The 23417-nt window shown below is 61.9% G+C and carries 21 protein-coding genes and 2 pseudogenes; 6 read left to right on the top strand and 17 right to left on the bottom strand.

Annotated elements, in window-relative coordinates; all coding sequences use genetic code 11:
- The 9 genes and pseudogenes from ATN37_RS29730 to ATN37_RS29770 all read right to left on the bottom strand — a co-directional run bounded on the left by ATN37_RS29730 (window position 1) and on the right by ATN37_RS29770 (window position 9002).
- A complete protein-coding gene (locus ATN37_RS29730) occupies window positions 1-525 on the bottom strand; it encodes a nucleotide exchange factor GrpE (protein WP_007735553.1) in 525 nt (174 codons plus the stop codon).
- A gap of 8 nt (window positions 526-533) precedes the next feature.
- Window positions 534-1847, bottom strand: a pseudogene (locus tag ATN37_RS29735) (Hsp70 family protein); the annotation flags it as partial.
- Window positions 1847-2338: pseudogene (locus ATN37_RS29740) on the bottom strand (alpha/beta hydrolase); the annotation flags it as partial. The pseudogenes ATN37_RS29740 and ATN37_RS29735, both read right to left, overlap by 1 nt.
- Before the next feature lie 302 nt (window positions 2339-2640).
- Window positions 2641-3420, bottom strand: a complete 780-nt coding sequence (locus ATN37_RS29745; protein ID WP_306300766.1) for an alpha/beta fold hydrolase — start codon at window positions 3418-3420, stop codon at window positions 2641-2643.
- Window positions 3421-3464: 44 nt separating this feature from the next.
- Window positions 3465-3902 carry a nitroreductase/quinone reductase family protein gene (locus ATN37_RS29750; protein ID WP_166502849.1) on the bottom strand — a complete coding sequence of 146 codons (438 nt, stop codon included), beginning with the start codon at window positions 3900-3902 and terminating at the stop codon, window positions 3465-3467.
- Between the two features lie 97 nt (window positions 3903-3999).
- Window positions 4000-4971 (bottom strand): NAD(P)H-quinone oxidoreductase, encoded by a 972-nt coding sequence (locus ATN37_RS29755; protein WP_054827905.1) that lies wholly within the window; start codon window positions 4969-4971, stop codon window positions 4000-4002.
- 70 nt (window positions 4972-5041) lie between these two features.
- Complete coding sequence (locus tag ATN37_RS29760; protein ID WP_166502848.1) at window positions 5042-6634, bottom strand: succinic semialdehyde dehydrogenase; 1593 nt, start codon at window positions 6632-6634, stop codon at window positions 5042-5044.
- A gap of 38 nt (window positions 6635-6672) precedes the next feature.
- Window positions 6673-7584 (bottom strand): acetoacetate decarboxylase family protein, encoded by a 912-nt coding sequence (locus ATN37_RS29765; RefSeq protein ID WP_064689124.1) that lies wholly within the window; start codon window positions 7582-7584, stop codon window positions 6673-6675.
- Between the two features lie 125 nt (window positions 7585-7709).
- Window positions 7710-9002, bottom strand: a complete 1293-nt coding sequence (locus ATN37_RS29770) for an NADH:flavin oxidoreductase/NADH oxidase family protein (RefSeq protein WP_217018112.1) — start codon at window positions 9000-9002, stop codon at window positions 7710-7712.
- A 61-nt stretch (window positions 9003-9063) separates the two neighbouring features.
- On the opposite strand from ATN37_RS29770, the gene ATN37_RS29775 reads away from it, so the two are divergent.
- Both ATN37_RS29775 and ATN37_RS29780 read left to right on the top strand, forming a co-directional pair.
- A complete protein-coding gene (locus ATN37_RS29775) occupies window positions 9064-9639 on the top strand; it encodes a TetR/AcrR family transcriptional regulator (protein ID WP_058039359.1) in 576 nt (191 codons plus the stop codon).
- Between the two features lie 35 nt (window positions 9640-9674).
- Window positions 9675-10367, top strand: a complete 693-nt coding sequence (locus tag ATN37_RS29780; RefSeq protein ID WP_054827898.1) for a type 1 glutamine amidotransferase domain-containing protein — start codon at window positions 9675-9677, stop codon at window positions 10365-10367.
- 1003 nt (window positions 10368-11370) lie between these two features.
- On the opposite strand, the gene ATN37_RS29785 is transcribed toward ATN37_RS29780, so the two are convergent.
- The 6 genes from ATN37_RS29785 to ATN37_RS29810 form a co-directional block, all read right to left on the bottom strand.
- Window positions 11371-12354: a nitronate monooxygenase family protein gene (locus ATN37_RS29785; RefSeq protein WP_166502847.1), complete on the bottom strand. Its 984-nt coding sequence runs from the start codon at window positions 12352-12354 to the stop codon at window positions 11371-11373.
- Window positions 12355-12434: 80 nt separating this feature from the next.
- Window positions 12435-13571: a CaiB/BaiF CoA-transferase family protein gene (locus tag ATN37_RS29790; protein ID WP_166502846.1), complete on the bottom strand. Its 1137-nt coding sequence runs from the start codon at window positions 13569-13571 to the stop codon at window positions 12435-12437.
- Entirely contained in the window at window positions 13568-14665 is a 1098-nt protein-coding gene (locus ATN37_RS29795) for a hypothetical protein (protein WP_166502845.1), read from the bottom strand. The genes ATN37_RS29790 and ATN37_RS29795 overlap by 4 nt, the downstream gene beginning before the upstream one ends.
- A gap of 51 nt (window positions 14666-14716) precedes the next feature.
- Window positions 14717-15673: an ABC transporter substrate-binding protein gene (locus ATN37_RS29800; protein WP_030537154.1), complete on the bottom strand. Its 957-nt coding sequence runs from the start codon at window positions 15671-15673 to the stop codon at window positions 14717-14719.
- A 90-nt stretch (window positions 15674-15763) separates the two neighbouring features.
- On the bottom strand, window positions 15764-16537 hold the full coding sequence (locus ATN37_RS29805; RefSeq protein WP_042448237.1) for an ABC transporter ATP-binding protein: 774 nt from the start codon (window positions 16535-16537) through the stop codon (window positions 15764-15766).
- 11 nt (window positions 16538-16548) lie between these two features.
- Entirely contained in the window at window positions 16549-17421 is an 873-nt protein-coding gene (locus tag ATN37_RS29810; protein ID WP_030537155.1) for an ABC transporter permease, read from the bottom strand.
- Window positions 17422-17654: 233 nt separating this feature from the next.
- On the opposite strand from ATN37_RS29810, the gene ATN37_RS29815 reads away from it, so the two are divergent.
- The 3 genes from ATN37_RS29815 to ATN37_RS29825 all read left to right on the top strand — a co-directional run bounded on the left by ATN37_RS29815 (window position 17655) and on the right by ATN37_RS29825 (window position 20515).
- Window positions 17655-18545 carry a LysR family transcriptional regulator gene (locus tag ATN37_RS29815; protein ID WP_003942975.1) on the top strand — a complete coding sequence of 297 codons (891 nt, stop codon included), beginning with the start codon at window positions 17655-17657 and terminating at the stop codon, window positions 18543-18545.
- The gene (locus ATN37_RS29820; RefSeq protein WP_050654935.1) at window positions 18542-19468 is read left to right on the top strand and encodes a LysR family transcriptional regulator; all 927 of its coding nucleotides are present in this window, start codon (window positions 18542-18544) and stop codon (window positions 19466-19468) included. The genes ATN37_RS29815 and ATN37_RS29820 overlap by 4 nt, the downstream gene beginning before the upstream one ends.
- 186 nt (window positions 19469-19654) lie before the next feature.
- Window positions 19655-20515: an acetylxylan esterase gene (locus ATN37_RS29825; RefSeq protein WP_050654936.1), complete on the top strand. Its 861-nt coding sequence runs from the start codon at window positions 19655-19657 to the stop codon at window positions 20513-20515.
- Window positions 20516-20578: 63 nt separating this feature from the next.
- On the opposite strand, the gene ATN37_RS29830 is transcribed toward ATN37_RS29825, so the two are convergent.
- Both ATN37_RS29830 and ATN37_RS29835 read right to left on the bottom strand, forming a co-directional pair.
- Entirely contained in the window at window positions 20579-21067 is a 489-nt protein-coding gene (locus tag ATN37_RS29830) for a hypothetical protein (RefSeq protein ID WP_007735590.1), read from the bottom strand.
- Between the two features lie 67 nt (window positions 21068-21134).
- On the bottom strand, window positions 21135-22034 hold the full coding sequence (locus ATN37_RS29835) for a LysR family transcriptional regulator (RefSeq protein ID WP_166502844.1): 900 nt from the start codon (window positions 22032-22034) through the stop codon (window positions 21135-21137).
- A 119-nt stretch (window positions 22035-22153) separates the two neighbouring features.
- On the opposite strand from ATN37_RS29835, the gene ATN37_RS29840 reads away from it, so the two are divergent.
- The gene (locus tag ATN37_RS29840) at window positions 22154-23380 is read left to right on the top strand and encodes an MFS transporter (RefSeq protein WP_166502843.1); all 1227 of its coding nucleotides are present in this window, start codon (window positions 22154-22156) and stop codon (window positions 23378-23380) included.
- Window positions 23381-23417 lie beyond the last annotated feature (37 nt).

The raw sequence follows: 23417 nt of genomic DNA on the forward strand, positions 1-23417 counted from the left end.
TCACCCCTCTGGGCGGCTGACGACCACCGCGGCGGGCCGCAACTGTCGCCCGTCCTCTCCATAACCCGGGCGCAAGACCTCGACCACGGTCCCGGATGGAAGGTCGGGTCGGGTTACCACACTGACCACTTCGTGGAGTTCCGGGGAGAACGGCACACCGGCCTCGTCGTGGCGCTCGAAGCCGAGTCGTGAGAGCACCTGTACCGCCTGGTCCCGGATCGCCTTCACACCTTCGACGACGGCCTGCGGATCGCTGCCTGCGTGTGCAAGCGCAAGCTCCAAGTTGTCCAGTATCGGCAGCCACGCCGCCGAAACCTTCGCTACTTCCGCGGCGCGTTCACGGTCCAGATCTTTGGCGTATCGCTTGCGCAGGTTGTCCAGATCTGCGACGGCCCTGCGCCAACGGTCCTCGAGTTGAGACAGCTCGTCTGCCGTCTCGGCGCGATCGGACTCGGTCTTGCTTTGATCCGTGTCGGCGCTGTTGGTAGTCGGCTCAGTCGTCGAATGATCTGCAGACATTTCCATCGTGCGCCTCAGCTTCGATCGAATTCGGCGTCGATCACGTCGCCGTCATCCGACGACGCAGCATCAGCGCCGCCTGCTTGGCCGTCGTCCGACTGGTCCGGCACAAGTCCGTAGAGCAACTGTTGCAGCTCCGAGGTGAGTGGCTGAACCTCCGCGGGTGAAGCGCCGTCCTGCACGGCCTTTCGGGCGTCGGCAACCAGCATCTCGGCCCGCGCCTTCTCATGCGGCGGGGCACTGTCACCGAGTTCGGCGAGTCGCCGCTCCACTTGATACGCAACCGAATCGAGCCCGTTGCGCGCGTCGACCGCCTTGCGCAGCGCCTCGTCCTCACCCCGGTTCCGTTCGGCCTCCGCCAACATGCGCTCGACCTCACCCTGATCAAGGTTGCCCTGTTCACTGATCGTGATGCTCTGTTCCTTGCCGGTATCCTTGTCGCGAGCGGTGACGTTCAGGATGCCGTTGGCGTCGATGTCGAAAATGACTTCCACCTGGGCCTCGCCACGTGGCGCGGGGCGGATGTCTTCCAGCCGGAACCGGCCCAGCACCCGGTTGTCGGCCGCACGTTCGCGTTCGCCCTGCAACACCACGACGTCCACGGCGGACTGATTGTCTTCCGCCGTGGAGAACACTTCGCTGCGCCGTGCCGGGATCGTCGTGTTCCGCTCGATGATCTTCGTCATCACCCCGCCCTGCGTCTCGACGCCGAGGGACAGTGGGGTGACATCGAGTAACAACACATCGGAAACCTCGCCTTTGAGCACGCCTGCCTGGACTGCGGCTCCGAGGGCAACGACCTCGTCCGGGTTGACGCCCATGTGGGGGTCCTTGCCGCCGGTCAGCCGGCGAACCAGCGCCTGTACAGCCGGAATACGTGTCGAACCGCCGACCAGTATCACTTCGTCGATGTCGTTGGCGGCGACCTTGGCGTCACTCATGGCCTGCTTCACCGGGCCGAGGCACCGTTCCACCAGATCGGCAGTCAAATCATCGAACTTCGATCGCATGATCGTAGTGGTGAGATGTTTGGGACCATTCGCGTCAGCGGTAACGAAAGGCAGGTTTACCTGGGCCTGGGTCACCGAGGACAGCTCAACCTTTGCCTTCTCCGCGGCTTCGAACAGTCGTTGCAACGCCTGCGCATCCTTACGCAGATCGATGTTCTCCGCTCGCTGGAATTCGTCGGCGAGGTAGTCCACCACGCGTCGATCGAAGTCGTCGCCGCCCAAGTGGGAGTCGCCGGCCATGGAACGAACCTCGACTACCCCCTCTCCGACGTCCAGCAGGCTCACATCGAAGGTTCCGCCGCCGAGGTCGAAGACCAGTCCCCGGTCACCGCGATGCGGGTAGTGTCCAGGCCGTGCTCGGCTCCGTGCTCGAGTATCCACTGCCCAACCGCGTAGTTCTGTTCGACTTGGGTCGGGTACTGGGCTTCGGGCGCGCGGTCGTAGACGGGAAATACTCCGGCAGCGTCGGCGCCTACCGCGAGTTCGCGAAACAGTCGATCGTGTGTCTTGTCGTCTCCGAAAACCCATCCGGCGCCGTGGATGTAGAACACCACCGGCAGTGGTCCGGTAGCGCCTTTCGGTCGAATGATGCGAGTGCGGACCGTTCCCCATTGGCCTGCATCGACGTCCACCCACTCTTCGTCGACGTCGGGTCGTGCGACGCCGTCGCCACTTTGTAGGTCCCGCAGTATCTTTCGTCCTTCTTCGGGTGGCACTTCGTAGATTCGGGGGTGGGGGTCGGTGGCCTCGCACAGCTCCTTCGCTGCCGGTTCGAGGTACGGAGTGAGCGGTGGTGGTAGTTCGGACATGTCAGCTGGCCTCTCGGGTGGGGGAACGATGGGACGAAGCAGGCGATGGTTGGTCTTTCGAAAACTCGGTCCAGAAGTGCCGGTACATTCGAAGGGAGGGTACCTGGCAGAAGTACGCAAACCCGCTGCATAGCAAGTAGTTTCGTGCTCCAGTTGCATCGGGTAGTAGTCGCTACTTCGACCCCGCACTGCCGACGAGCGATCGACGTTCGGTTGAATGTGTGCACCTCTCACATGACCTAAACATATTGCCTGTCGGGTCGTCAATGGATCGATGTTCGCGCGTGTCGGAGAGGCGACCGTCATGGCTTCTCCCACCAGGCAACGATGCGTGCGACCACCTGTGAACTTCCCCGGACCCATCTGATGTGATCGTTGCTCGCACCGGGCAAGACGTCGTCGTGCTCGTACTGCCATCGTGTCACCGCGCGTGTGTCGAACAGTTTCTCCGCGAAGATGTCCACCGATCGTGGTGGGGCCATGGCGTCCGATGCGAAACTGATGACGAGAGCGGGCGTCGCGATCGGCCGATCGGCTTTGTACGGTGGGTTGCCTGTGATGACCGTGCGGGCCCATTGCCGCATCAACGTGCGAGCGCCGGGGCCGCCGAAAGCCGGTGTCGGTACGTAGCCGAACAGTGTGGTGAACAGCGGGACGGCTACTGCGCCCATGAGCAAGACGTGTAGCCCGCAGAATCGGTAGGTTCGATGGTGGGGGAGCGCAGCAGCTACGGTGACCATTGCCTCGACCGCCGGGTGGTTCAGTTGGTGTCCGGCGACGAGTTGACCGCCGAGACTGTGCCCGAGCAACAGGATTGGCTGTTCGGGATGATCCCTCCGCGCGCAGGTAATTGCGTCCTCGATGTCGTCGATTTCGTCCTGGTAGGACCAATCGTGTCTGCGGTCGGCGCGGGGCTCGCCGCGTTCGAATCCTCGTCGTCGAATAGCATGGGCCTCCCACCCGTGCCGTGCGAACTCTGCGACCAGCGGTTCGTAGAAGTGCGACCCTATTGCCATCGCGGGCGCGATCAGGACAAGGGGAGCGCTCGAGCTGTGCAAGCGGTGACGAATCGGAGTGCACAACGGACGAGGTGGGCCTTCGTCTTGTGCTGCGTGGTGTTCGTTTCTCACAGTTGGCAGATCACCAGTGGTATTTCGCGCTGTGTTCGTCGTTGGTAGTCGGCGTAGCCTTTATAGGCAGCAACGACTTTGGGCCACAGTGCGGCTCGTTCTTCTGTGGACGCGGTGCGTGTGTGTACCGCGAAGCGTTCTCCGTCCATGACGAGTTCGGCGTCGGGGTGGGCCTGGAGGTTTTTGTACCAGTCCGGATCGCGGTCGTCGCCGCCTTTCGACGCGACGAGCACGATCCAGTCCTTTTCTCGGACAGGGGTTGTCAGGTAACACGACCGCGGGAGTCCTGACGAGCGTCCGATCGTGTGCAGCTCGACGACCGGCATTCCGAAGGGTTTGGACAGCAGTCGCCCTCCACTGACGGTGAGCACGATTTTGTGCGCACCGTTCATCAGCTTGGCGCCGAGGTCTTTGACGGTGTCGGTGTTCGACATTTCTCATCCCTTCCTGAAGGTGGTGAGGGTGATTCTGTGTGTGCGTGCGCGGTGGGTGCCCTGTGAGGGGCCATTCGCTCCAGTCGGTTGAGATCTGTCACGAACTCTGCGGCAGGAGAAGGACTTTTCCCACCGAGTCTTTCGATTCGAGCAACGCCTGCCCCTCGCCTGCATCGGCCAGGGGTAGCTTTGCCGAAATGATCGGTCGAATAAGCCCTTGTTCGATCAACGGCCACTCGTCAGTGGCGACGGCCGCAACGATCTCCGCCTTCGAGCCGGGGCCAGTCAGCGGGCGGTTGCGCACGTTGAGGCCGATGATTCGCGCACGTTTACCGATGAGTGCACCGACGTTCGCCTCACCGGTGAAGCCTCCCTGCATGCCGATGATCACCAGCCGACCTCCGACAGCGAGGGCGTCGATGTTGCGGCTGAGGTAGCTCCCACCCATGATGTCGAGGATGACGTCTGCCTGGCCCGCCAGTTCGGCTGCGAAGTCCTGATCTCGGTAGTTGAGCACGATGTCGGCACCGAGGTCTCGGCAGCGCTGCGCCTTGGCCTCTGATCCGACGGTCACCGCGACGCGCGCCCCCAGCGCCTTGGCCACCTGAATGGCATGGGTTCCGATTCCGCTGCCGCCGCCGTGGACGAGAAGCAGATCGCCGGCTTGCAGGCCTGCGTCGGTGACGATCGTGGACCAGACGGTGCTCGCCACCTCGGGCAGAGCAGCGGAATCGATCAGAGTCACGCCTGCGGGTACAGGTAGTAACTGAGATGCGGGGACTACTGCGTATTCTGCGTACCCGCCTCCGGCGATCAGGGCACACACTTCGTGGCCCAGTGCCGGACCGTCGACGCCGGGACCAAGGGCGACGACGGTGCCGGAGATTTCGAGACCCATGATGTCGCTGATACCCGGCGGTGGCGGATAGAGTCCCTGCCGCTGCATCACGTCACCGCGGTTGATACCGGCGGCGGCAACGCGAATCAGGACCTCGCCAGGTGCGGGCGTTGGGGTTGGTACTTCCTCTACGGCGAGGTTCTTCTTATCGTCGACGACGATCGCTCGCATGGTGGGGGTGACGGTGCTCATCTTGCCTCTCCTGTGGTGGTGGCCGAAATCGGTTGGCAGGCGGTGTTTGTCAGCGTGCGCCGATGGTTTTCCAGATGCGTAGCGCGGCGTTCACCACGGGTGCCCATGCGTTCCAGGGGATTCCCGCTGGTGGGTAGAAACCGAATCGCGACTGGTGGGCGATGGTTTGGGCTTCGGTGTATTTGAGGATGCCGTCGATACCGTGCCGACGCCCGAGGCCGGAATCGCCCATTCCGCCCATCGGCGAGTCGATGCTGCCCCATGCCGCGGCGAAGGCGTCGTTGATGTTCACGGTCCCCGAACGCAATCGGGCAGCGACTGAGCGGGCGCGGGTGGCGTCGCGACCCCACACGCTGCTGTTGAGTCCGTAGACGGTGTCGTTTGCCCGTGCAACTGCCTCGTCGTCATCTGCGACGGCGTAGATCGAGACGACCGGACCGAACGTCTCGTCCGTGTGCAACGTCATCTCTGGTGTGACGTCGGCGAGGATGGTCGGCTCGTAGAACAGCGGCCCCAGGTCCGGACGTGGCTTCCCTCCGGCCAGAAGGCGTGCGCCCTTCGCGACGGCGTCGTTTACATGAGCCGACACTGTCTTCAGTTGTTTGTCGGTGGTGAGGCTCCCGACGTCGACCCCGTAGTCGTAGGAGGCTCCGATGGTCAAGGCAGAGGTTCGCTGAACGAACTTGGCAACGAACTCGTCGTGTACGGACTCGGCGACATACAGGCGCTCCACCGAGACGCACAATTGTCCTGCCGACGGGAACGCAGCGCGCACGGCCCCTTCGGCTGCCCGATCGAGATCTGCGTCGTCGAGGACGAGCATTGCGTTCTTGCCGCCCAGTTCGAGTGACGCCCCGATCAGCCGCTGGCCCGCGCCGCGGGCGATGTCTCGACCGGTCGCCGTGGACCCTGTGAACATGATGTAGTCCGCGTTCGCCAAGAGTGGGTCCCCGATCGAACTGCCTCGGCCGATCACCATCTGCCACACATCGGCCGGTAGGCCCGCTTGGTACATCAGGTCCATGGCCCACAAGGCGGTCAGCGCGGTCTGGGTGTCGGGCTTCTGCACCACAGCATTTCCGGCCATCAGTGCGGCGATGGCGTCCGTCGCCGCCATCGACAGTGGATAGTTCCATGGCGAGATGATCGCCACCACCCCTTTCGGGTGGTGCAGCTCGGACGTGCGGGTGAGAAAGGGCAGAGCCCCCCGGCGACGTTCGGGTTCAAGAACTTTCGGTCCGGTGCGGCCGTAGTAGCGGGCGGCGATGGCAGCGTCGGCGATCTCGAGGTACGCATCGCGACGAGTCTTGCCGTTCTCAGCCTGCATCAGGTCGAGCCCGGTGTTCTGATTCTTCAGGACCAGATCATGGAAACGCAGTAACACGCTGGCACGCTCCGCTACGGAAGTCGCTGCCCATCTCGCCTGGGCGCGGCGGGCACGAACGAATGCTTCGTCGACGTCAGCCGGGGCCGAGACCGGGAAGTCTGCGAGTGGTGAACCGGTGTACGGGGCAGTGGTGATCGAGCGGGGAGCGTCGGGCGAGGCCGTAACTCGTTCTGTCAGCCGTTCGAGTAATCCTGTGGTCAGTGTGGCAGGCAGCGCCGCGCGGGGATCTGTGGAGGTGTCGGTCGTTGTGGTCATGTCGGTGTACTCCTGAGATGTTCGGTCGATACGAGGTGTCAGCGAACCGAGACCGGGACCGGCATGTGCAGAGCGGCCTGAGCCGAGGTGGTGGCATCGAATCTGATCGTGCGGATGGGCCGGAGTGCGCGTAGGTCGTCGGACATCCTGCCCTCGCCGAGAGTCAGATCGAATCCGCGAGGAAACAACGACGTTCCGCTGGCGAGGACGTTGGTTTGGTTGAGGGTCGAGTGCCAGGATCCGTCTCGCTTCGTGTACGAGGTGAGGGTGGAGACGTTCGTGCCCGTTTCGAACGTCTTCTGCTCCGGGGTGGGGGCGGAGAAGGCGATGTCGGCGCCGCCGTCCGCGTTGGCGATGCGGGCCGTGGTGCGTGCGTGGTCGATGCCGACATCGAGATCGGTGACCCACTTGGGGAACCCGTACCCGTCATGGCCGCGCACCTGGGCGATGTCGGTGTTGACCGGAAGTGAGAGCACATAGGAGTGCAGGTGATCGTCACCGAGGGCGGCAACCAGATCGGCAGCGGCCGTGGTAAGTCCGCCGTGGCGCGCCGGGCGAACCGCCACACCCACAGCCGCCTCGGTGTAGAAATCGATGTCGCACACGTCGTAGCGGAACGCCATCACTGACACCAGCCCGAACCCGGGTGCGATTTCCAGCGGCGCCAGCTCCTCTGGGATCCGCTTACGGATCGCCCTGCTCGGGGCCACCATGGTCAAACGCGCGGAGGACATCGCGTAGTAGAAGTTCGGCGTCCTTGTCGTGCCGATCGGCGATTGGACCTGCGTTTTCGGAAGCGTGCGGAAGAAGTCGACACTCGGGACCCGCGGGTCGGCGGCGACCTTGTCGAGCGGCACATCCATCCGGTAGCGGTCGAACAGGCCGTCCTTCGGGATTTCGACGGTCCGGCCGCCCAGATCGACCTTGACGGTTGTCGCTGTGTTCGTCATTTTCATGCTTCCGTTCGTTCTGTCGACCATTCAATGTTTACATTGCTTACATCAGGCTAAGGGTGAATGTAAGCACTGTCAACACTGTCTGGGTTCGCCGCCGAAATGACGGAAAACTGTCCGCATTACCCGATCGAGGGGGTGCGGTGCTGTAGCCAGCGGCGATACCGCCGGAGCGCGCGGCGCTGCAGCAGCTGCTCTTTCAATAGTGCGACCACAGGACTGGCCGTCGGCCGCGTGGACTTGCCTCGGCCTAATCGTCGAAGCTGCTGTCGCACGCGAGCCATGCTCGCCGCCGACGCCATGGCCTTGTCCTTGATGGTCACCGGGGCTAATTCGACGGAGGCTGCGGCATCGAGGCGCCACCGATTCGGCAGATCGGGATCGATCGCCAACGCACTGCCCATGCCGACCAAATCCACACCGCTCGCCAGGACCTGCTCGGCAACAGGTCGCCGAACCACACCGCCGGTCAACATCAACGGCACCGGGCTGGCCTCGGCCAGTTCCTCTGCAAGAGTCAGAAAGTAGGCCTCCCGAGCGAGGGTGCGATCGTCCGGGCCTTGGCCGGTCATGGCCGGTGCTTCGTAGCTCCCTCCGGACAGTTCGACGACGTCGACACCGAGTGGTGCGAGCATGGCGATCACTTGCGCTGCGTCGTCGGAGTCGAATCCTCCGCGCTGGAAATCCGCGGAATTGAGTTTGACGGCAACCGTGAACGTCGGGTCGACAACCCTGCGCACTGTGCGGACGATGTCGAGAAGCAATCGCGCTCGGTTCTCTAGGGTGCCGCCCCATTCGTCGGTGCGCTGATTGACCAACGGAGAGAGAAACTGCGAGAGCAGATAGCCGTGTGCGGCATGGATTTCCACGCCGTCGAAACCAGCTTCCTCTGCGCGACGTGCTGTTGTTGCGAAACGGTTGACGGTGTCGTTTATCTGCCGTGCGGTCATGGCCTGGGGATGCGCAAATCGCTTGCTGTTCTTGCCGAGTTCGACGCGAGTGGCCGACGGGCCCCATGCGACACCGGGCATGTCGGCTTGAATCTGCCGACCGGGGTGATTGATCTGCATCCACACTTTCGCACCTCCGCCCTGTGCGGCATCCGCCCATTCGCGGAACGGCTCGATCGGGGATTGTGCGTCGAGAACGACGCCGGCCGGCCCGGTCAGCGCCTCCGCGTGAACCATGACGTTGCCGGTGATGATCGTTCCCACCCCTCCTCGGCTCCAGCGGTGGTACAGCTCGAACAGCTCTTTGCCGGGGAGCTGTCCAGCTACGGCCATGTTCTCCTCCATGGCTGCCTTGACCATCCGGTTGGGGAGTGTCGCCCCACTGGGAAGAGTGAATGGGGCGAAGGCCGGAGAGACTGTGCTGTCAGTCTCCAACTTGTCGGGTGCAGGGTCGGTGAATGGCATCGGCGCTCCTGAATGAGGTATGTTTACATTGCTCACATGAGCGTAGAAAGGAAAGTTAACGGTGTCAACATCTGTCAAGGGTGGCTACCATCACGGTGATCTGAAGGCCTCGCTGCTGGCGTCGGCGATGCGCATGCTCGAGGCGGGTGAGCCGTTTTCGATGCGCGCGATCGCGCGCGAGGTCGGTGTGTCGGCGACTGCGCCGTACCGACATTTCGCTGATCGTGAAGCACTCGAATCTGCTCTCGCCGCGCAAGGATTGCGCGATCTGAAAGCGGACCTGACAGACGGCCGCGAGCTACCGTCGACGTCGGCAGATCTTGCCGAATTCGCAGTCGCCTACGTCGAGTTCGCGCTGCGGCGACCGGCGCTCTTCCGGTTGATGTTCGGCAACGAGTGCGACACGGGTAACGACGAGCGCGTGCAAGCGGCTGGAGAGATTCATCTGCTGATGCAGATGGGGATGACGCTTGTCTTTCCGGATGCGGATTCCGAGGCGTTGGCATCGGCGGCATGGGCATTGGCGCACGGTTTGGCTTGTCTGCATCTCGACGGCAAAATGTCGACGGCCACGGCCGGTGAGGCTGCAGATCGGGTGCGAGCGGCTTTTGCTGCGATTCTGGCGGTACAAGGGTGAGATCCACTGACCAAAGCGATCGAGAGAAGAGTTCGATGACCAAGCGAATCTTGAACGTAGTCACCAACGTCGGCCACTACGACGATCCGTCTCATAAGACCGGGTTGTGGCTGTCCGAGCTCAGCCATGCCTGGCAGGTTTTCGACGACCACGGTTTCGAGCAGACTTTAGTCAGCCCCGAGGGCGGAGCGGTGCCCTTGGAACCGCGATCGCTCAAGTTCCCGAACTACGACAAGAGCGCAAAGGCATGGCGGTCCGACCCTGCTCGGATGGCGCTACTCGACTCCACCGCCAGCCCCGAACAGGTCGACTCCGCTGACTACGATGCGATCTTCTTCACCGGCGGGCATGCAGTCATGTACGACTTTCCCGGTAGCGAAGGTCTGCAACGCATCACCCGGGAAATCTTCGAACGCGGCGGGATCGTGTCGTCGGTGTGCCACGGGTACTGCGGACTTCTCGACACCACACTGTCCGACGGCAGCTACCTCATCGCCGGCCGCAAACTCACCGGATTCGCCTGGCGCGAGGAAAAACTCGCCCGCGTCGACAAACTCGTACCCTACAACGCCGAGGAAAAAGCCAAAGCGCGTGGCGCACTGTACGAAAAGGCGAAACTGCCCTTCGTGTCCTACGCAGTCGTCGACGGAAACCTCGTCACCGGCCAGAACCCAGGATCCGCAAAGGAAACCGCAGAGAAAATTGCAGACCTCCTGCTGAAGGCCTAGCGGAGCTGTCGATAGCGACCGTCCTGGACCGAACAGAGGGACGTCGAGATTGTGTGCTCAACGCAGATGACGACTAGCTGCCCGGCCCGACGTGCACGGTCTCGGTTGCGCCGCTGCCAAATCGCCCTGACTGACAGGGTTGCAGACCTTGTGGGATCTTTGGGACAGTTATAACAACGGTTTCGTCGGTGGTTCGGTGGTAACCCCGACCCACCGCTAGGGAACGGGCCCAGGTACGCGCCCGCGGTCCCTGAGTCCGGACAGTCGATACCGGTCGAGCGGGAGTAAAGGGTTGTTCTTGTTGCGGGGAATCAGGTTTGGCGCCGTTCGAGAGCGAACACAGAAAGATTTCATGCCGCGCATGTCTTGTACACCGATCACGTAGGGTTGTACTCGACGAACCGTTCGAAGGCGCTCTCCGCCTCTTTCCCTGTCAACAGGGTTGTGTTCACAGAAATCTTTTCACTTCCGATGGTCACCGTCGCCTCCCGATTGGCCAACATGTTCTCGGACCACGCTGGGTGGTACTCAGTCGAAGCCAAGAAGTGTCGGCGTGGCGTGGGGAAGCTACTTCGGACCGACGGTGATGTTATGCGCGTGCTGGCCGACTCATACCGAATCTGGATGTGCACAAGAACTATTGGAACTCTGGCAACAGTGCGTTGATCGCAATGGCGCGGGTGACAACAGGGTTGGTAGCACCATGGACACAACATTGAGTAGGTCGTGCTCGGTGCCGATCGAAATCCTTGCGGTTGTCACTCTGATGACCGCAAGCAATTCGGAGTACACCTCCTTTCCTCGTCCTGGCGTCAATGATCGTCGGGATGCACCCGAAACGATCGAGCGGCGATGGCGAGCCGCGAGGCGATCTGGAAGAGCTCCCCGTCACCGCACGACGCATCGAGGACGAGGTATCGGCGGCACGCGGGTCGACGAGCGCAACGGCAGGGGCATTCGCGAAGAACTGGCCGACGGTAGCGCCCAGTGGGTTCGGACGTAGTCAGGCGCTGAGAGGATCCAGGAGGCCGGTAAGCCGTCCGGCAATCAGTGCTTCGGCCTCTGTGACAATTCGTTCCACCAATTCACCCACTGTGGGGATGTCGTGAATCAATCCTTGCACAGTGCCAGCCGTCCAGATGCCAGCCTCCTGGTCGCCGCTGTCGAACACCGCTCGGCCCCGCGCACCGGCCACAAGATGTCGAACGTCTTCGAATTTGCCACCACTGGAGAGAATTTCGACAACTTCTCGGCTGATGCTGTTGCGTGCTACCCGTGCGGTATTGCGTAGTGACCTGAAAATCAGTTCCGTGTCGACCTCCGAGGCAGCGACTATCGCATCCTTGATGTTGCGGTGAATCGGAGACTCCTCGGTACACATGAACCGAGTGCCCATGTTGATGCCGTCGGCGCCAAGCGCCAGGGCGGCCACCAATCCTCGCGCGTCGGCAAATCCACCGGACGCGATCATGGGAATGCTGATCCGCTCTGCTGCTGCAGCGATGAGGACGAGACCCGGTACGTCGTCTTCCCCTGGATGCCCGGCACATTCGAACCCGTCGATGCTGATGCCGTCGACACCGAGGGCCTGGGCTTTGACCGCGTGGCGGACGCTGGTGCACTTGTGGAGAACCTTGATGCCTGCGCCGTGAAAGTGCGGCAGATGGGGCGCGGGAGACGATCCAGCTGTCTCGACGACTTTCACTCCGCAGTCGATGATCACGTTGCGATACTCATCGTAGGGCGGAGGTGTGATCGTCGGGAGGATTGTGAGGTTGACCCCGAAAGGTTGATCGGTGAGCTCGCGCGTTCGGGATATTTCTCGGGCAAGATCGTCAGGTGTCGGCTGTGTCAGGGCAGTGAGCATGCCGAGCGCGCCGGCGTTTGCAACTGCCGCTACGAGTTCTGCTCTCCCCACCCATTGCATGCCGCCCTGCACAATTGGCTGGCGAACGCCGAATGTCTCGGTAAATGCGGTGGTCAGCACTGGACATCTCCTCGATGGTGCATGGCTATCTGTTTGTCAGTTACGTTGGTGCAAAGTCAATTTCGACCCGAACGGCGCATTCAGCGCGTCGATGTTGTCCACTCGTTCAAGGCCGGAACCTGTGAAAGTTCAGTTCGTGCCATCGGAGGTTCGGCGCGATAGGGCATGGCAGGCGTCAAATACTGTTCGCCATGTTCGTTGGTGCCGGGGATGAAGGTACGGTTCGCAACCACGTCGTCGGCGCGGATCACCTGGTCGTAGTCACGCACAAGTGCGGCAACCACTCCGGCCGCAGTGAGATGCTCAACCGCTTCCGCGGCGCTACGGTGGCACAGCTGCTTCTCGATCGTGGCGACGAGGTCAACACGGTTTTCCACGCGCAGCGCGTTGGTGGTGAACCTCGGGTCGTCGGCCAACTCGGGTAGGTCGATCGCCTTGCACAGTTCGATCCATGCGCGCGGTTGGTATCCGCTGATCACCAGCTCGCCGTCGGCGGCGCGAAAGACGTCTGCTGCCGGTGCGACGCTTGGTTGTCCGTTCCCTTTGCGACTCATGGGCTTTCCGGATACCTGCCACTCGATCCAGTTGGCGGTCTGCAAGTGGATTGCGACGTCCAGCAGGGAAACTCGGACGGACGATCCTTTGCCGGTGCGTTCGCGCCGCAGTAGCGCTGCCAGTACCGCTTGAGCGACAACGTAGCTCGATGCATGATCTATGACCGGTGCGCCCACACGTTGTGGCGGGCTATCCGCCTCACCCGTCACCGACATCAGTCCGCTCTCTGCTTGCGCAGCGATGTCGAGCCCCGCGCGGGTGGCGGACGGACCCTCCGCCCCGTACCCGCTCACCGAGACGGCGATGATTTCCGGTCGCAGGCGTTGGAGTTCGGCAGAGGAGAATCCCAATCGATCGAGGGTTCCCGGGCGAAGATTGTGCAGCAAGATGTCGCTCGACGCGATCAGATCCCGAGCTCGCTGCAGATCGGCGGAGTCTTTGAGGTCGAGGCAGATTGAACGCTTTCCACGGTTGTACCCGTAGAAGATGCCGCGCGCGTAGTCGGCGTCGATTTGTCGGGCCGGTTCACCACCTGGAGGCTCGAGCTTGATGACCTCGGCGCCGAGATCGGACAACTGCTGCCCGGCGCTGGGTATTGCGATCAGTTGACCGATCTCCACTACTCGGACACCTGCCAACGGCAGGTCTACTTCGTCGGTCATCGAATGATCTCCACATGAGGCGAAGTGACATCCTCAGCGGGCTCCAGGCAGCGCGCCAACAAGATGCCTTCGGTGTGGTTGCAGGGGTTCAATCGATTTCTGTCACCTTCTACTCCCCCGATTCGGATCGTCACGGTTCCATCGTCATTGCGCTCGAAGTGCGCGTCGTTGAGATTGACGGTGTGGTCGCGGTACTCGAAGGACTCGAACCAGTGGTTGTACAGCATCACTCCGAAGTAGGTGCAGTCCGGGAGAGTGAATGTAATATCCACGGCAGTAGCGTCTTTCAGTGACCACCAGCCGGCAATGTATTGGTTGGAGCTGGTGCCGTAGAAGTCTCCCCACCCTCGTTGCTCCGAGGTCACGCGAATCTCGTTGGGAGACTGACTGAGTGTTTCGATGAGCTGAAGACTGCGTCGAAGGCTCACGTCCATGCCACGAGCAAGTTTCGTCAGGCGCTGGGCCAGCCACGCCGTGTCGAGATCGGGGCGTGTACCAGGCGGCGGACCGATGCGCTCGATGTGGAGAACGGGATCGATCTCCGCGTTACGCGTCTTGTGATACACACGCACTACTACGTCGAAGCAGCGCTCATCCAGCCGAATGCCGCTGCGCCCCTCCAGCTCTTGTGCGACGAAGATCTCGAAGTTGCCGTCCGCGTCACACACCTTGTCGTCGATGACGATGTTGTCGGCGACCCTGTCGGTCCCAGACGCGCCCACACGATTGGCGAGGACGGCGACGTAGGGCACTGTGCCACGGTTACCGTGAATGCGATATGTCTCGTTGGGGTCGATCATCGCAGTCCAGTAGTCGACGTCGATGCCGTCTCCCCAGAACTTTCGCATCGGTGACATCAGGGTGAAGAGTTCAGGCCGGAGCACGTCTTGGCGCTCGATGTTCATCTCGGCGAGATATCCGAACAGGCGAAGTGCGTGCCGTACACCTTCGGCGCTGTCCAGCAGCGATCCGGTAGCGGCAGCTGTCGAACCGAATGTCGCAAGGCTGTCGGTGACTGCAGACCAAGCCCCGGTGAGCTGCCGGCGATCGTGCTGGGACTCGGATTGTGTTGACTGGTCAGCGAGCTGTGTCATCGTTTCTTCTCTTTCGTAGTAGACGAACTGGATTGTGTGTGGGGGCGTTGGTCAGCAGAGGGGGTCGAAGGGGACGTCTGCGTCGGACTTGCCCGAGGTCTGGTTGTTCACCCATGCGACGTTCTGGGTCCATCGGTCGGCTGAAATCTCGACCGGCCAGAGGGTCTTCTGCGAAGCCCACACCTGGTTGGCTTTGTCAGCAGGAACATTCATTCGCTCGGTGAGAAGTTGAGCTCCTGCTTGCTCGTTCGCAGGATCGGCTATCCACCCTGCTGCGGCCTCGAGCGCCGCACACACGGGGGCAGCAGCATCGGATTCAGCGAATGTGGCTGTCGTGACGAGCACCGTGCCCAGGCCGTATGAACTCACGCCGTCAGAGCCCACCGGGTCTACTTCTGTAATCGCCGTCATCGGTATTCCTTGAGCATCGAATACGGCCTGGCTGGCAGCGGTGAGAACGGCGGCATCTATGTCGCCCTTTCGTGCGAGTGGTATCTGACTCGCGGTGGGTGCCGCTGCGATGAATTGCACCGTGGAGGCGTCGATGTTTCTCTCTGCGAGAAGCTGATTGACGAATTGCTCGGCCGCGCCGCCACGTGACGGTATGGCGATCCGCTTGCCGGGCAAATCCTCGATGGTGGTGATGCCGCTGTCTTTCGTCACGGCGATGGCAAGATCGATCGACCCGTAGGGGGACAGTGGCCGCAGACTCTGCCCTTGCTCTATGGCCGGCACGACGGTTCCGGGTGCACCGACCGCGAGATCGGTTGTGCCGCCGATGAGACCGCTGATGAGTTCGGGCCCGTTCTTTCCGTCGATGAGCTCGACGTGGAGGCCTTCCTTGTCGAACATTCCTTGTTGGACAGCGACGTAGACAGGCAGGGACAAAGCACTCGCAGGGTAGACCCCGATGGCGACGCTACCGTCGTTCGGACGCCCTCCCCCTCCACACGCGGAAAGCAGTAGGGCCGCTGCAATGACTGTGCCGACAAAAGGTCGAAGTTTCATGGGATTCCTGTTCCTTGATGGCTGGGCGCATCAGAAATCAAGCTGAGTTGGGTGGGCGCATCAGAAATCAAGCTGAGTTGGCTGGGCACATCAGTGGTCGAGCTGACCACGCAGCCGGTTGAAGATTTCGATGTATCGAGGTTCGGCGGTGAGGGTTTCGAGTTCGCGGGGGCGTTCGATGTCAATGCTGACGTCGTCGATCACCCGGCCGGCCCCGAGCAGCAGAACGCGGTCGGAGAGACAGATGGCTTCGCCGAGGTCGTGGGTTACGAAGATGACCGTCCGGCCTACCTGGGATTGCCAAAGCTCGAGGAATTCTCGCTGTACTTCGACTCGGGTTTGCGCATCGAGGGCGGCAAAGGGTTCGTCCATCAACAAGATGTCCGGATCCAGTGCCCACGTTCGGGCCAACGCGACACGCTGGCGCATCCCTTGGGAGAGTTGCCAAGTCCACAGCCGTGACGCCTCGGACATTTGAACGGCAGCGAGCCAGCGCTCTGATTGAGTTCGTCTCTCCGCCTTGGGTACTCCCCTCAATTCGAGACCGTACTCCACGTTCTTCTGCGCTGTTCGCCACGGGAACAGCGCATCTCGGGCCATCATGAAGCCCATCCGAGAACGAGCGTCGAATGGTGTTGTGCCGAGGACCTCAGTCTTACCTTCTGTTGCGTCCACCAATCCAGCGAGCGCGTTGAGCAGAGTGGTCTTTCCGCAACCGCTCCTGCCGACCAAGCTCACGAACTGTCCGCGAGGGATGGTGAGGTCGAGATTGTCGACCACAGTTTTCGTCGACCCGTCGGGTGAGGGGAAGGATATCGTCAGTCCGTCGAGTTGTACGGCGGGTGTAATCACGTTGGTATCCATGATGATTCCTGTCATCGTCGAGCCGGCGGCTGCCACCGAAGGAGGTAGCGCTCGGCGAAGTTCATGACCTGGTTGAGGACGACTGCGACGATTGCGAGAAGTATGAGGATCGCGTAGACCGCTTCCATCCGGAACTGGGCCGAGTAGATCGACACAAGCTGGCCCAGCCCGTCCCGTGACGAGATCAGTTCCGAACCGACAACGCCAAGTAGCGAATAGATCAGCCCCAACCGAAGACCGGCAAAAATGCCAGGTGTTGCGACGGGGAGGAGGATGTGCCAGAACACCTGTGTCTTACTGGCATTCAGGACAGTGGATAGTCGGAGCCATTCGTCGTCCACCGACTTCACACCGGCTCGTGCACTCGAGCAGACGATGAAGAAGACGAGTGTGAACGCGAGAGCGACCTTCGCCGTCATCGTGATCCCGAAGATGACGATAAGCAGAGGCGCCAGCGCAAGACGTGGCATGGCATTCGCCGCATCCAGGAACGGACTCATGATGCGTTCGAGGGTCGGAAGCAGTCCGAGAGAGAGTCCGACCGCCACCCCGACTGCGCTGGCGAGGATCCACGCGATCACGACGGCAGTCATCGTGGCACGCAAGTTCGACGAAATCTCGCCCGACTGCACCGCTGCGGTGAAGTAGGCCCAGGCCTCGCCTGGCGTTTTGGCCAGAACTGGCTCGATCCAACCGTGCGATGCGACGAGCTGCCACGCTCCGAGTAGGACCAGAAGCAGCGCGACCTGGGCCAGTCGTACCCCGATGGTGAGTCGCGTACCGGATCGACGCTGTCGAGCGGGCTTCGGCTCAGAGCGCGCCCGCCTCACGGAACGGGGTGACGTAGCACCGGATGGCGAACTTGCGGTGATGGTTTCGGTCATTTCGGCGCCTCCTCCGTTGTGCTCGCAGGCGGCGATTGGTGCTCGACAAAAGCAGACGGGTGCCTCTGGTCGAAGCTCCCCGGGTTGTTGCTCACTGCGTTCATATGTGAAGCAGATCACGGGATTCTTCTTCCCGTCTACGCCACATTCGAGAGGTATGCCATAGGGTTTCCCTATGCCTGACGGGCGCAAAATCGGGCGCGCGCGATGACTTCCACGAGAAGGGAACCCCAATGGACCGGCGTCATCTGGAATACTTTCTTGCCCTTGCTGATCGGGGCAGCATTTCCGCTGCTGCTCGCGGACTGGGGGTCAGCCAGCCGACAATCTCGGAGGCTCTGGCCAGGATGGAGAAAGAGTGCGGCCTGACGCTCGTCCGCCGTGGATCGCGGGGAGTCACCCTGACCGACGCTGGACGCGATCTCACAGGTCCGGCGGCCCAAGTACTTCGGGCATACCGGGATTTGGATCACGCTTTGCATCCATTGAACGTCGTGCAGCGGGGTCGGCTGACGGTCGTGTGTCCGCGAACACTGGCGCGTGATCCAGCGGCCACGGCCCTGGGTGCGTTCAAAAGCAAATTTCCGAACGTTGCGGTGACGATGCTCAGCAATGACACCGACGGAATCGGAACGGTGGTCGCCTCGGGTCAGGCTGATATCGGCCTCGGGGTGGACGAGGTGTTCGACGAGGGCGTTGAACGTATCCTTCTCGGCCGGCAACAAATCGTTGCGCTGGTGCCGGCCGCACGAAGTGAAGGCGAGGGGGTAGCGGCGTTGACGGATCTGTTGCGAATCGGATTGATCACCAGCCCGCGTGACGATGTCACTCGGCGACTGTTGGCGGAACGCCTGGGCGAAGGCACTGTGGACGAGGCAGTGGTTGCGGAGACTATCTCTGTGGCTTCGATGATCCCACTTGTACGCGCGGGAGTCGGCGTCGCTTTCCTTCCCGAATCTGTCGCCGATACAGTCGGAGAAGGTGTGGTGCTGTGTCGTACTCGGCCCCCGCTCACTCGTGATATCTGGATGTTCCACGGTTCGACGCCATCGCCTGCGGCACAAGCGTTTATCGAGACGACCAGCCGATTACGTGACGAAGGTGGAATGGGGAACGCCGGATGAGCAAGTTTGGAGAGTCCGCCACCCCGCGAATCGATCCGCGGCAGCTACAAGACTTCCTTGCCGTCGTCGAACACGGCAGTATCACGGCGGCAGCGGCAAATCAGTTCACGGGAACATCGAGCGTCTCTCAATCAATTGCGCGGCTCGAAAGACGCGTCGGAGGACGGCTTTTCAATCGAGGCCGGACCGGCGCGACGCTGACTGCGCGCGGACGGAATCTCATCGATCCAGCACGCGAAGCGCTGGCCGCGCTCGACCGATTAGTGGTCGAGCGCGAGTTCTTACTGTCAGCAGTCCCCCACCTCAGTGTTGCCACGACAGCGAGCCTTGCGGACGATCCCGCAGCGGTACTGCTCGGAGCGCTGCGCACGGAGGTGCCGAACCTGAGGATCACCATCTCGGATCCGCCTGGGTCGTCCGTGGCCGATGCGATTCACCCGGTCATGGCAGGCACCGCTGACGTGGCAATAATGGAGTCGCTGCCCACCGGTGTTCCCGGGACGCGCACGGTGCGCCTTCCGGACCACAAGTTGCGGCTCGTCTGCCCGCCCGGTACCCCGCCACCGGTGGACGGGGTATTCATCGGCGAAGATCTCATGCGCATCGGCTTGGTTGTCGCACCACGGTTCGAAACTTCCGATGTCTATCGCCATCTGCGGTCGATCGAACCGCGAATCGACCACGCATTCGTGATGAGGTCACAGCACCGCGATGCCTTCGCGGATTTCGCGTACGAAGGGATCGGTGCTGTCATCCTCGAACTCTCCAGTGCCGAGCGAGCATCCGAACGCGGGTGCACTGTGGGCGAGATATTCGAACTGCCCCCACGGAAGATCGCAGCCGTGGCAAGGGACGGCCAGAACACGCAGATCGTCGAACATTTCCTACGGCTGTGTGCCGAGCAATCCGCGCGGAAGCCGTAGGCCGAGGCGAACTGGACCTTGCGCTCTGGGTATTCGCGTCGGCCGGGCGTCCACCGAGAACGATGATTTTGTCCACAGACACAACACTTCTGGGATAGTCCGTTTCCTGAAACAAAGCCGACGGGTTGCCTTCCCGTGAATATGTAATACACGTCACTCCGGATCAACTTCGAAAGGTTGACTTTCATGCGAAAGTCTCTGAAACATTTCGTGAATGCTGCAGCGGCGGTTGCGTTGTGCGCGACGCTAGGACTCACGGGCGCAACCGGAACAGCGGCTGCCGATGCGCCCGGCATCCCGAGCGTCGGGCACGATTGGGCGAGTGCAGGGCCGTACACGCCGAACGTCTCGATCGGGCTGGTGCACACTCTGTACTACCCGCGCCAGCTCGGCGCGCGCGGCGAGAAGCACCCTGTTGTGATCTGGGGGAACGGGACCGGTGTGCTCCCCGGTGCGTACACCTCCTTGTTGCGCCACTACGCCAGCCACGGATTCATCGTGGTCGCCGCCAATACCCCGGCAAGCAATTTCGCCATCACCATGCGGTCGGGAATCGACCTCATCGCGGACAAGGCGGCCAGCCCGTCGAGTGTCTTCTACGGCAAAGTCGACCTGGAACACATTGGTGCGGTGGGGCACTCGCAGGGCGGGTCTGCGGCGATCAACGCGGCGATCGACGACCGCGTCGACACCGCCGTCGCGATCCAACCAGGCCCGCTCAATGATGTCGATCTCATCGACGAGCCGGTTCTCTATCTGGCCGGCCAGGCCGACGCAATCGTTTGGCCGGCGATCGTGCGGGCGATGTACGAGGACGCCGACCACGTGCCTGCCGAGTATCTGGAACTGCGCGGCGCCACGCACTTCGGTACGGCGATCACCGGTGGCGATATGCGCGGTCCGAGCACGGCGTGGCTGCGGTACTGGCTACTCGACGATCCGAACGCCCGCACCGAGTTCTTCGGAGCGAGCTGTGGATACTGCACTGACACCCAGCAGTTCTCCGATTTCGACCGCAACGATCTGGCCATGCAGATCCCGGGGTGACGGTCAGATCCGGAGTTGTCGAAGACGAACAGCCTTCCAATCAGGTCGGCGGAGTCGCGAAGCTCAGATGACGACGTAGCCGTACATCCGTTCGCCCTGAGCCACAGCTCTGGTCGCTAGTTCGGCGAAGGCGGTCAGGAACGGCACTGAGTCCTCCGACGGTTCACTCGTCTCGTCGATTGCCCAGGCCGCCGCAGCGGCGGCGACACCGTCAGCGTTCAATTCCGCTAGTGCATCGCGTAATTCGTCGGTAACCGTGAGCACGAGGGTGTCGCCGTCGTCGCTCATCGCGACGAGTTTCCCGCAGCGTGGACCTTTTGCAACTTCGTCGTAGGGGCGAGCGGTGAGGGCTGCTTCCAGTCGGCCGAGCGCGACAACTGGATCGACGCCTTTCGCCTGCAGAACTGGAGTCCCACTCGCAGCCAACTGGACCCGCGGGCGAGAAGCTGCGTTCGCCTCCATCACCTCTGGTTCCAAGTCGACGAGTCCCGCGAGGGCAGAGGTGGCATGCTCATCCGTGCGCGCGGTGAAGTAGTCGGTGATCGCAGACATGGCGCGATCATCTCACACACGATGCATCTCAATGCCCCGGACTCCTTCCGCGACTTACTGATCGACGTCAGGAGGGACAGGTGTGTGCTTCCTCGATTGCTTTCGCGAAAGCGCGAAGTCGTGGGCTTTCGAGATCGGTACGCCACACGAGACCCAAAGCAGATTCGGGTAATCCGTTGATCGGTACGAATGTGATGTCCGAGCGCTGGCTGTATGCAGCGGTTGCAGCGCAGAGGATGAGGCCGACCTGACTGAATGCGACCTGCGACAGGCCTTCCTGAACGGTGCTCGCCCCACCCTGCGTGGTAATCGTGGCTCCGCCCGGCGTCGTGCTCGGGGAATTCACACGCTGCCAATAGTCGGGGGCGGGGCCGGTTATGGGTACGAGACAGATCTGCGCCAACTGCTCGGCGTCGATCACGCCCAGTTCGCTGAACGGGTGATGGACTGAGACGGCGAGCGTCTGGGGCTGTCGAGAAAAGACGAGCCCGGTTGTCAGTTCCGGCTCATCTACGGGGAGAAGGGCCACTGCCGCATCGATTCGCCCGGCGAGTACATCACTGAACGGATCACCCAGGGGTAATTCTTTGATGGTCAGGCATGTTTGCGGATGTTGTATCTCGAAACGAGAGACAGCAGCCGCGATCGAATCGTAAATTGCTCCTTGGAAACCCACCCGAAACGGCGTCGGCGTGTTGCGTGCTCTTGACTGAGCGTCCTCGATTACTCCGACAAGCGCACGATGCGCGGGAGCCAACGACGCAAGAAAATCGGCACCGAATTCAGTCAGGTGCACGCGGCGACTGGTGCGCGCCACCAGGCTGGTGCCGATACGACGCTCCAACGCGCTGATCAGCTGACTGACTCGGCCCTGGGAGATGAACAGTCGTTCGCCGGTGCGACCGAAGTGCAGTTCTTCAGCGAGAACGAGGAAACACTCGATCTCACGCATCGGAGGCTCCGACATTTTCACTCCGACCTTCGACTCATTCGACCACTCCATCATGGCTCATCGATGAATTGAGCTAATGGTTGGATGAGCGATTCGCCGTTGATCCTTGGGCGTACGGGAGCTTCTCTGGTTACATGCCACATTCCGCGCCCGGGCAGAACAGCCCCGCGCCCACGTCCTCAACCCACGCACACACCATCGAGAACCACTGGGCTGCGGTCGCCCTGATCGCAGCGTCCACCTTCATCGTTGTCGCGGCAGAGATGATGCCGGTCGGGCTACTCACCCCGATCGGTGCTGACCTGGTGGAAAGCGAAGGGACCATCGGGCTCTCACTGGCCATTACCGGATTGGTGGCAGCGGCCACTGCCCCGTTTGTGCCCATCGTGACCCGGCGCTTCGATCGTCGGTCGACGCTTATCGTTCTGATGCTTGTAGTCGCAGCGGCGAACGCCCTCACGGCTCTCGCACCAAGCTTCGCTGTTCTCGCTGGTGCTCGCGTCCTACTCGGTGTGAGCATGGGCGGAGTCTGGGCACTCGCCGCAAGCCTGGCTCCCAGGTTGGTGGGTTCCAGATCCGTCGGGTTGGCGACCACGATCATCTTCAGCGGAATCGCGGTTGCCTCAGTTCTCGGTGTCCCTGCGGGGACGTATATCGGAGCAGCGGCCGGGTGGAGCGTGGCATTCTGGACTCTCAGCTGCGCCGCGACGCTGATCGCGCTCGCCATGTTCGCTGTCCTACCCGTGATGCCAGCTGATCAAGCTTTGTCGCTCGGCAGTCTCGTGGTGGCTTTTCGGAACCCGGGAGTCCGGGTCGGAATCGCGATTACCGCGCTCATCGTCACCGCTCATTTCGCGGCGTACACCTATGTGCGTCCGGGGCTGGAGTTCTTCGCAGGATTGCACCCTGCGCAGATCGGCACGATGCTCTTGATCTACGGGGCTCTGGGCGTTGTCGGCAACTTCATAGCCGGGCCGTCTGCTACCAAGTCACCGAAGACTGTGGTCGTCATCCTCAGCGCGGGAGTAGCGATCACCCTTGCCCTGTTCCCGATCTCGGCTACCACCTTGATCACAGCTGCTCTGCTCATGGCGGCTTGGGGCCTCTTCTACGGTGGTGTATCGGTGAGTACTCAAACATGGATCGCACGAGCAGCTCCCGTTCACCGAGAGTCCGCTGCGGCTCTGTGGGTTGCAGTCTTCAATGCAAGCATCGCCCTCGGCGCGTTCGCGGGTGGACGCATTCATGACCACTCTGGTTCCGAAACGGTCTTCTGGATAGCCGCGGGAATCGCCACTCTTGCAATGCTGCTCGCCACATTCCGCAATCCCGTCGCGGCAAAGCACGAACTGACAGCCTAGCCGCCTACACAAACCTTCATAGAGGCAGGACCACAGA

The organism is Rhodococcus sp. MH15 (genome assembly GCF_019266045.1).
GTDB classification, from domain to species: Bacteria; Actinomycetota; Actinomycetes; order Mycobacteriales; family Mycobacteriaceae; genus Rhodococcus_F; species Rhodococcus_F qingshengii.

Bases quoted from the DNA above. Each gene is read 5' to 3' on its own strand.
- ATN37_RS29730 (WP_007735553.1), bottom strand. From the start codon at position 525: ATGGAAATGTCTGCAGATCATTCGACGACTGAGCCGACTACCAACAGC.
- ATN37_RS29750 (WP_166502849.1), bottom strand. From the start codon at position 3,902: ATGTCGAACACCGACACCGTCAAAGACCTCGGCGCCAAGCTGATGAAC.
- ATN37_RS29755 (WP_054827905.1), bottom strand. From the start codon at position 4,971: ATGCGAGCGATCGTCGTCGACGATAAGAAGAACCTCGCCGTAGAGGAA.
- ATN37_RS29760 (WP_166502848.1), bottom strand. From the start codon at position 6,634: ATGACCACAACGACCGACACCTCCACAGATCCCCGCGCGGCGCTGCCT.
- ATN37_RS29765 (WP_064689124.1), bottom strand. From the start codon at position 7,584: ATGACGAACACAGCGACAACCGTCAAGGTCGATCTGGGCGGCCGGACC.
- ATN37_RS29770 (WP_217018112.1), bottom strand. From the start codon at position 9,002: ATGCCATTCACCGACCCTGCACCCGACAAGTTGGAGACTGACAGCACA.
- ATN37_RS29780 (WP_054827898.1), top strand. From the start codon at position 9,675: ATGACCAAGCGAATCTTGAACGTAGTCACCAACGTCGGCCACTACGAC.
- ATN37_RS29790 (WP_166502846.1), bottom strand. From the start codon at position 13,571: ATGACCGACGAAGTAGACCTGCCGTTGGCAGGTGTCCGAGTAGTGGAG.
- ATN37_RS29795 (WP_166502845.1), bottom strand. From the start codon at position 14,665: ATGACACAGCTCGCTGACCAGTCAACACAATCCGAGTCCCAGCACGAT.
- ATN37_RS29800 (WP_030537154.1), bottom strand. From the start codon at position 15,673: ATGAAACTTCGACCTTTTGTCGGCACAGTCATTGCAGCGGCCCTACTG.
- ATN37_RS29805 (WP_042448237.1), bottom strand. From the start codon at position 16,537: ATGGATACCAACGTGATTACACCCGCCGTACAACTCGACGGACTGACG.
- ATN37_RS29810 (WP_030537155.1), bottom strand. From the start codon at position 17,421: ATGACCGAAACCATCACCGCAAGTTCGCCATCCGGTGCTACGTCACCC.
- ATN37_RS29815 (WP_003942975.1), top strand. From the start codon at position 17,655: ATGGACCGGCGTCATCTGGAATACTTTCTTGCCCTTGCTGATCGGGGC.
- ATN37_RS29820 (WP_050654935.1), top strand. From the start codon at position 18,542: ATGAGCAAGTTTGGAGAGTCCGCCACCCCGCGAATCGATCCGCGGCAG.
- ATN37_RS29825 (WP_050654936.1), top strand. From the start codon at position 19,655: ATGCGAAAGTCTCTGAAACATTTCGTGAATGCTGCAGCGGCGGTTGCG.
- ATN37_RS29830 (WP_007735590.1), bottom strand. From the start codon at position 21,067: ATGTCTGCGATCACCGACTACTTCACCGCGCGCACGGATGAGCATGCC.
- ATN37_RS29835 (WP_166502844.1), bottom strand. From the start codon at position 22,034: ATGTCGGAGCCTCCGATGCGTGAGATCGAGTGTTTCCTCGTTCTCGCT.
- ATN37_RS29840 (WP_166502843.1), top strand. From the start codon at position 22,154: ATGCCACATTCCGCGCCCGGGCAGAACAGCCCCGCGCCCACGTCCTCA.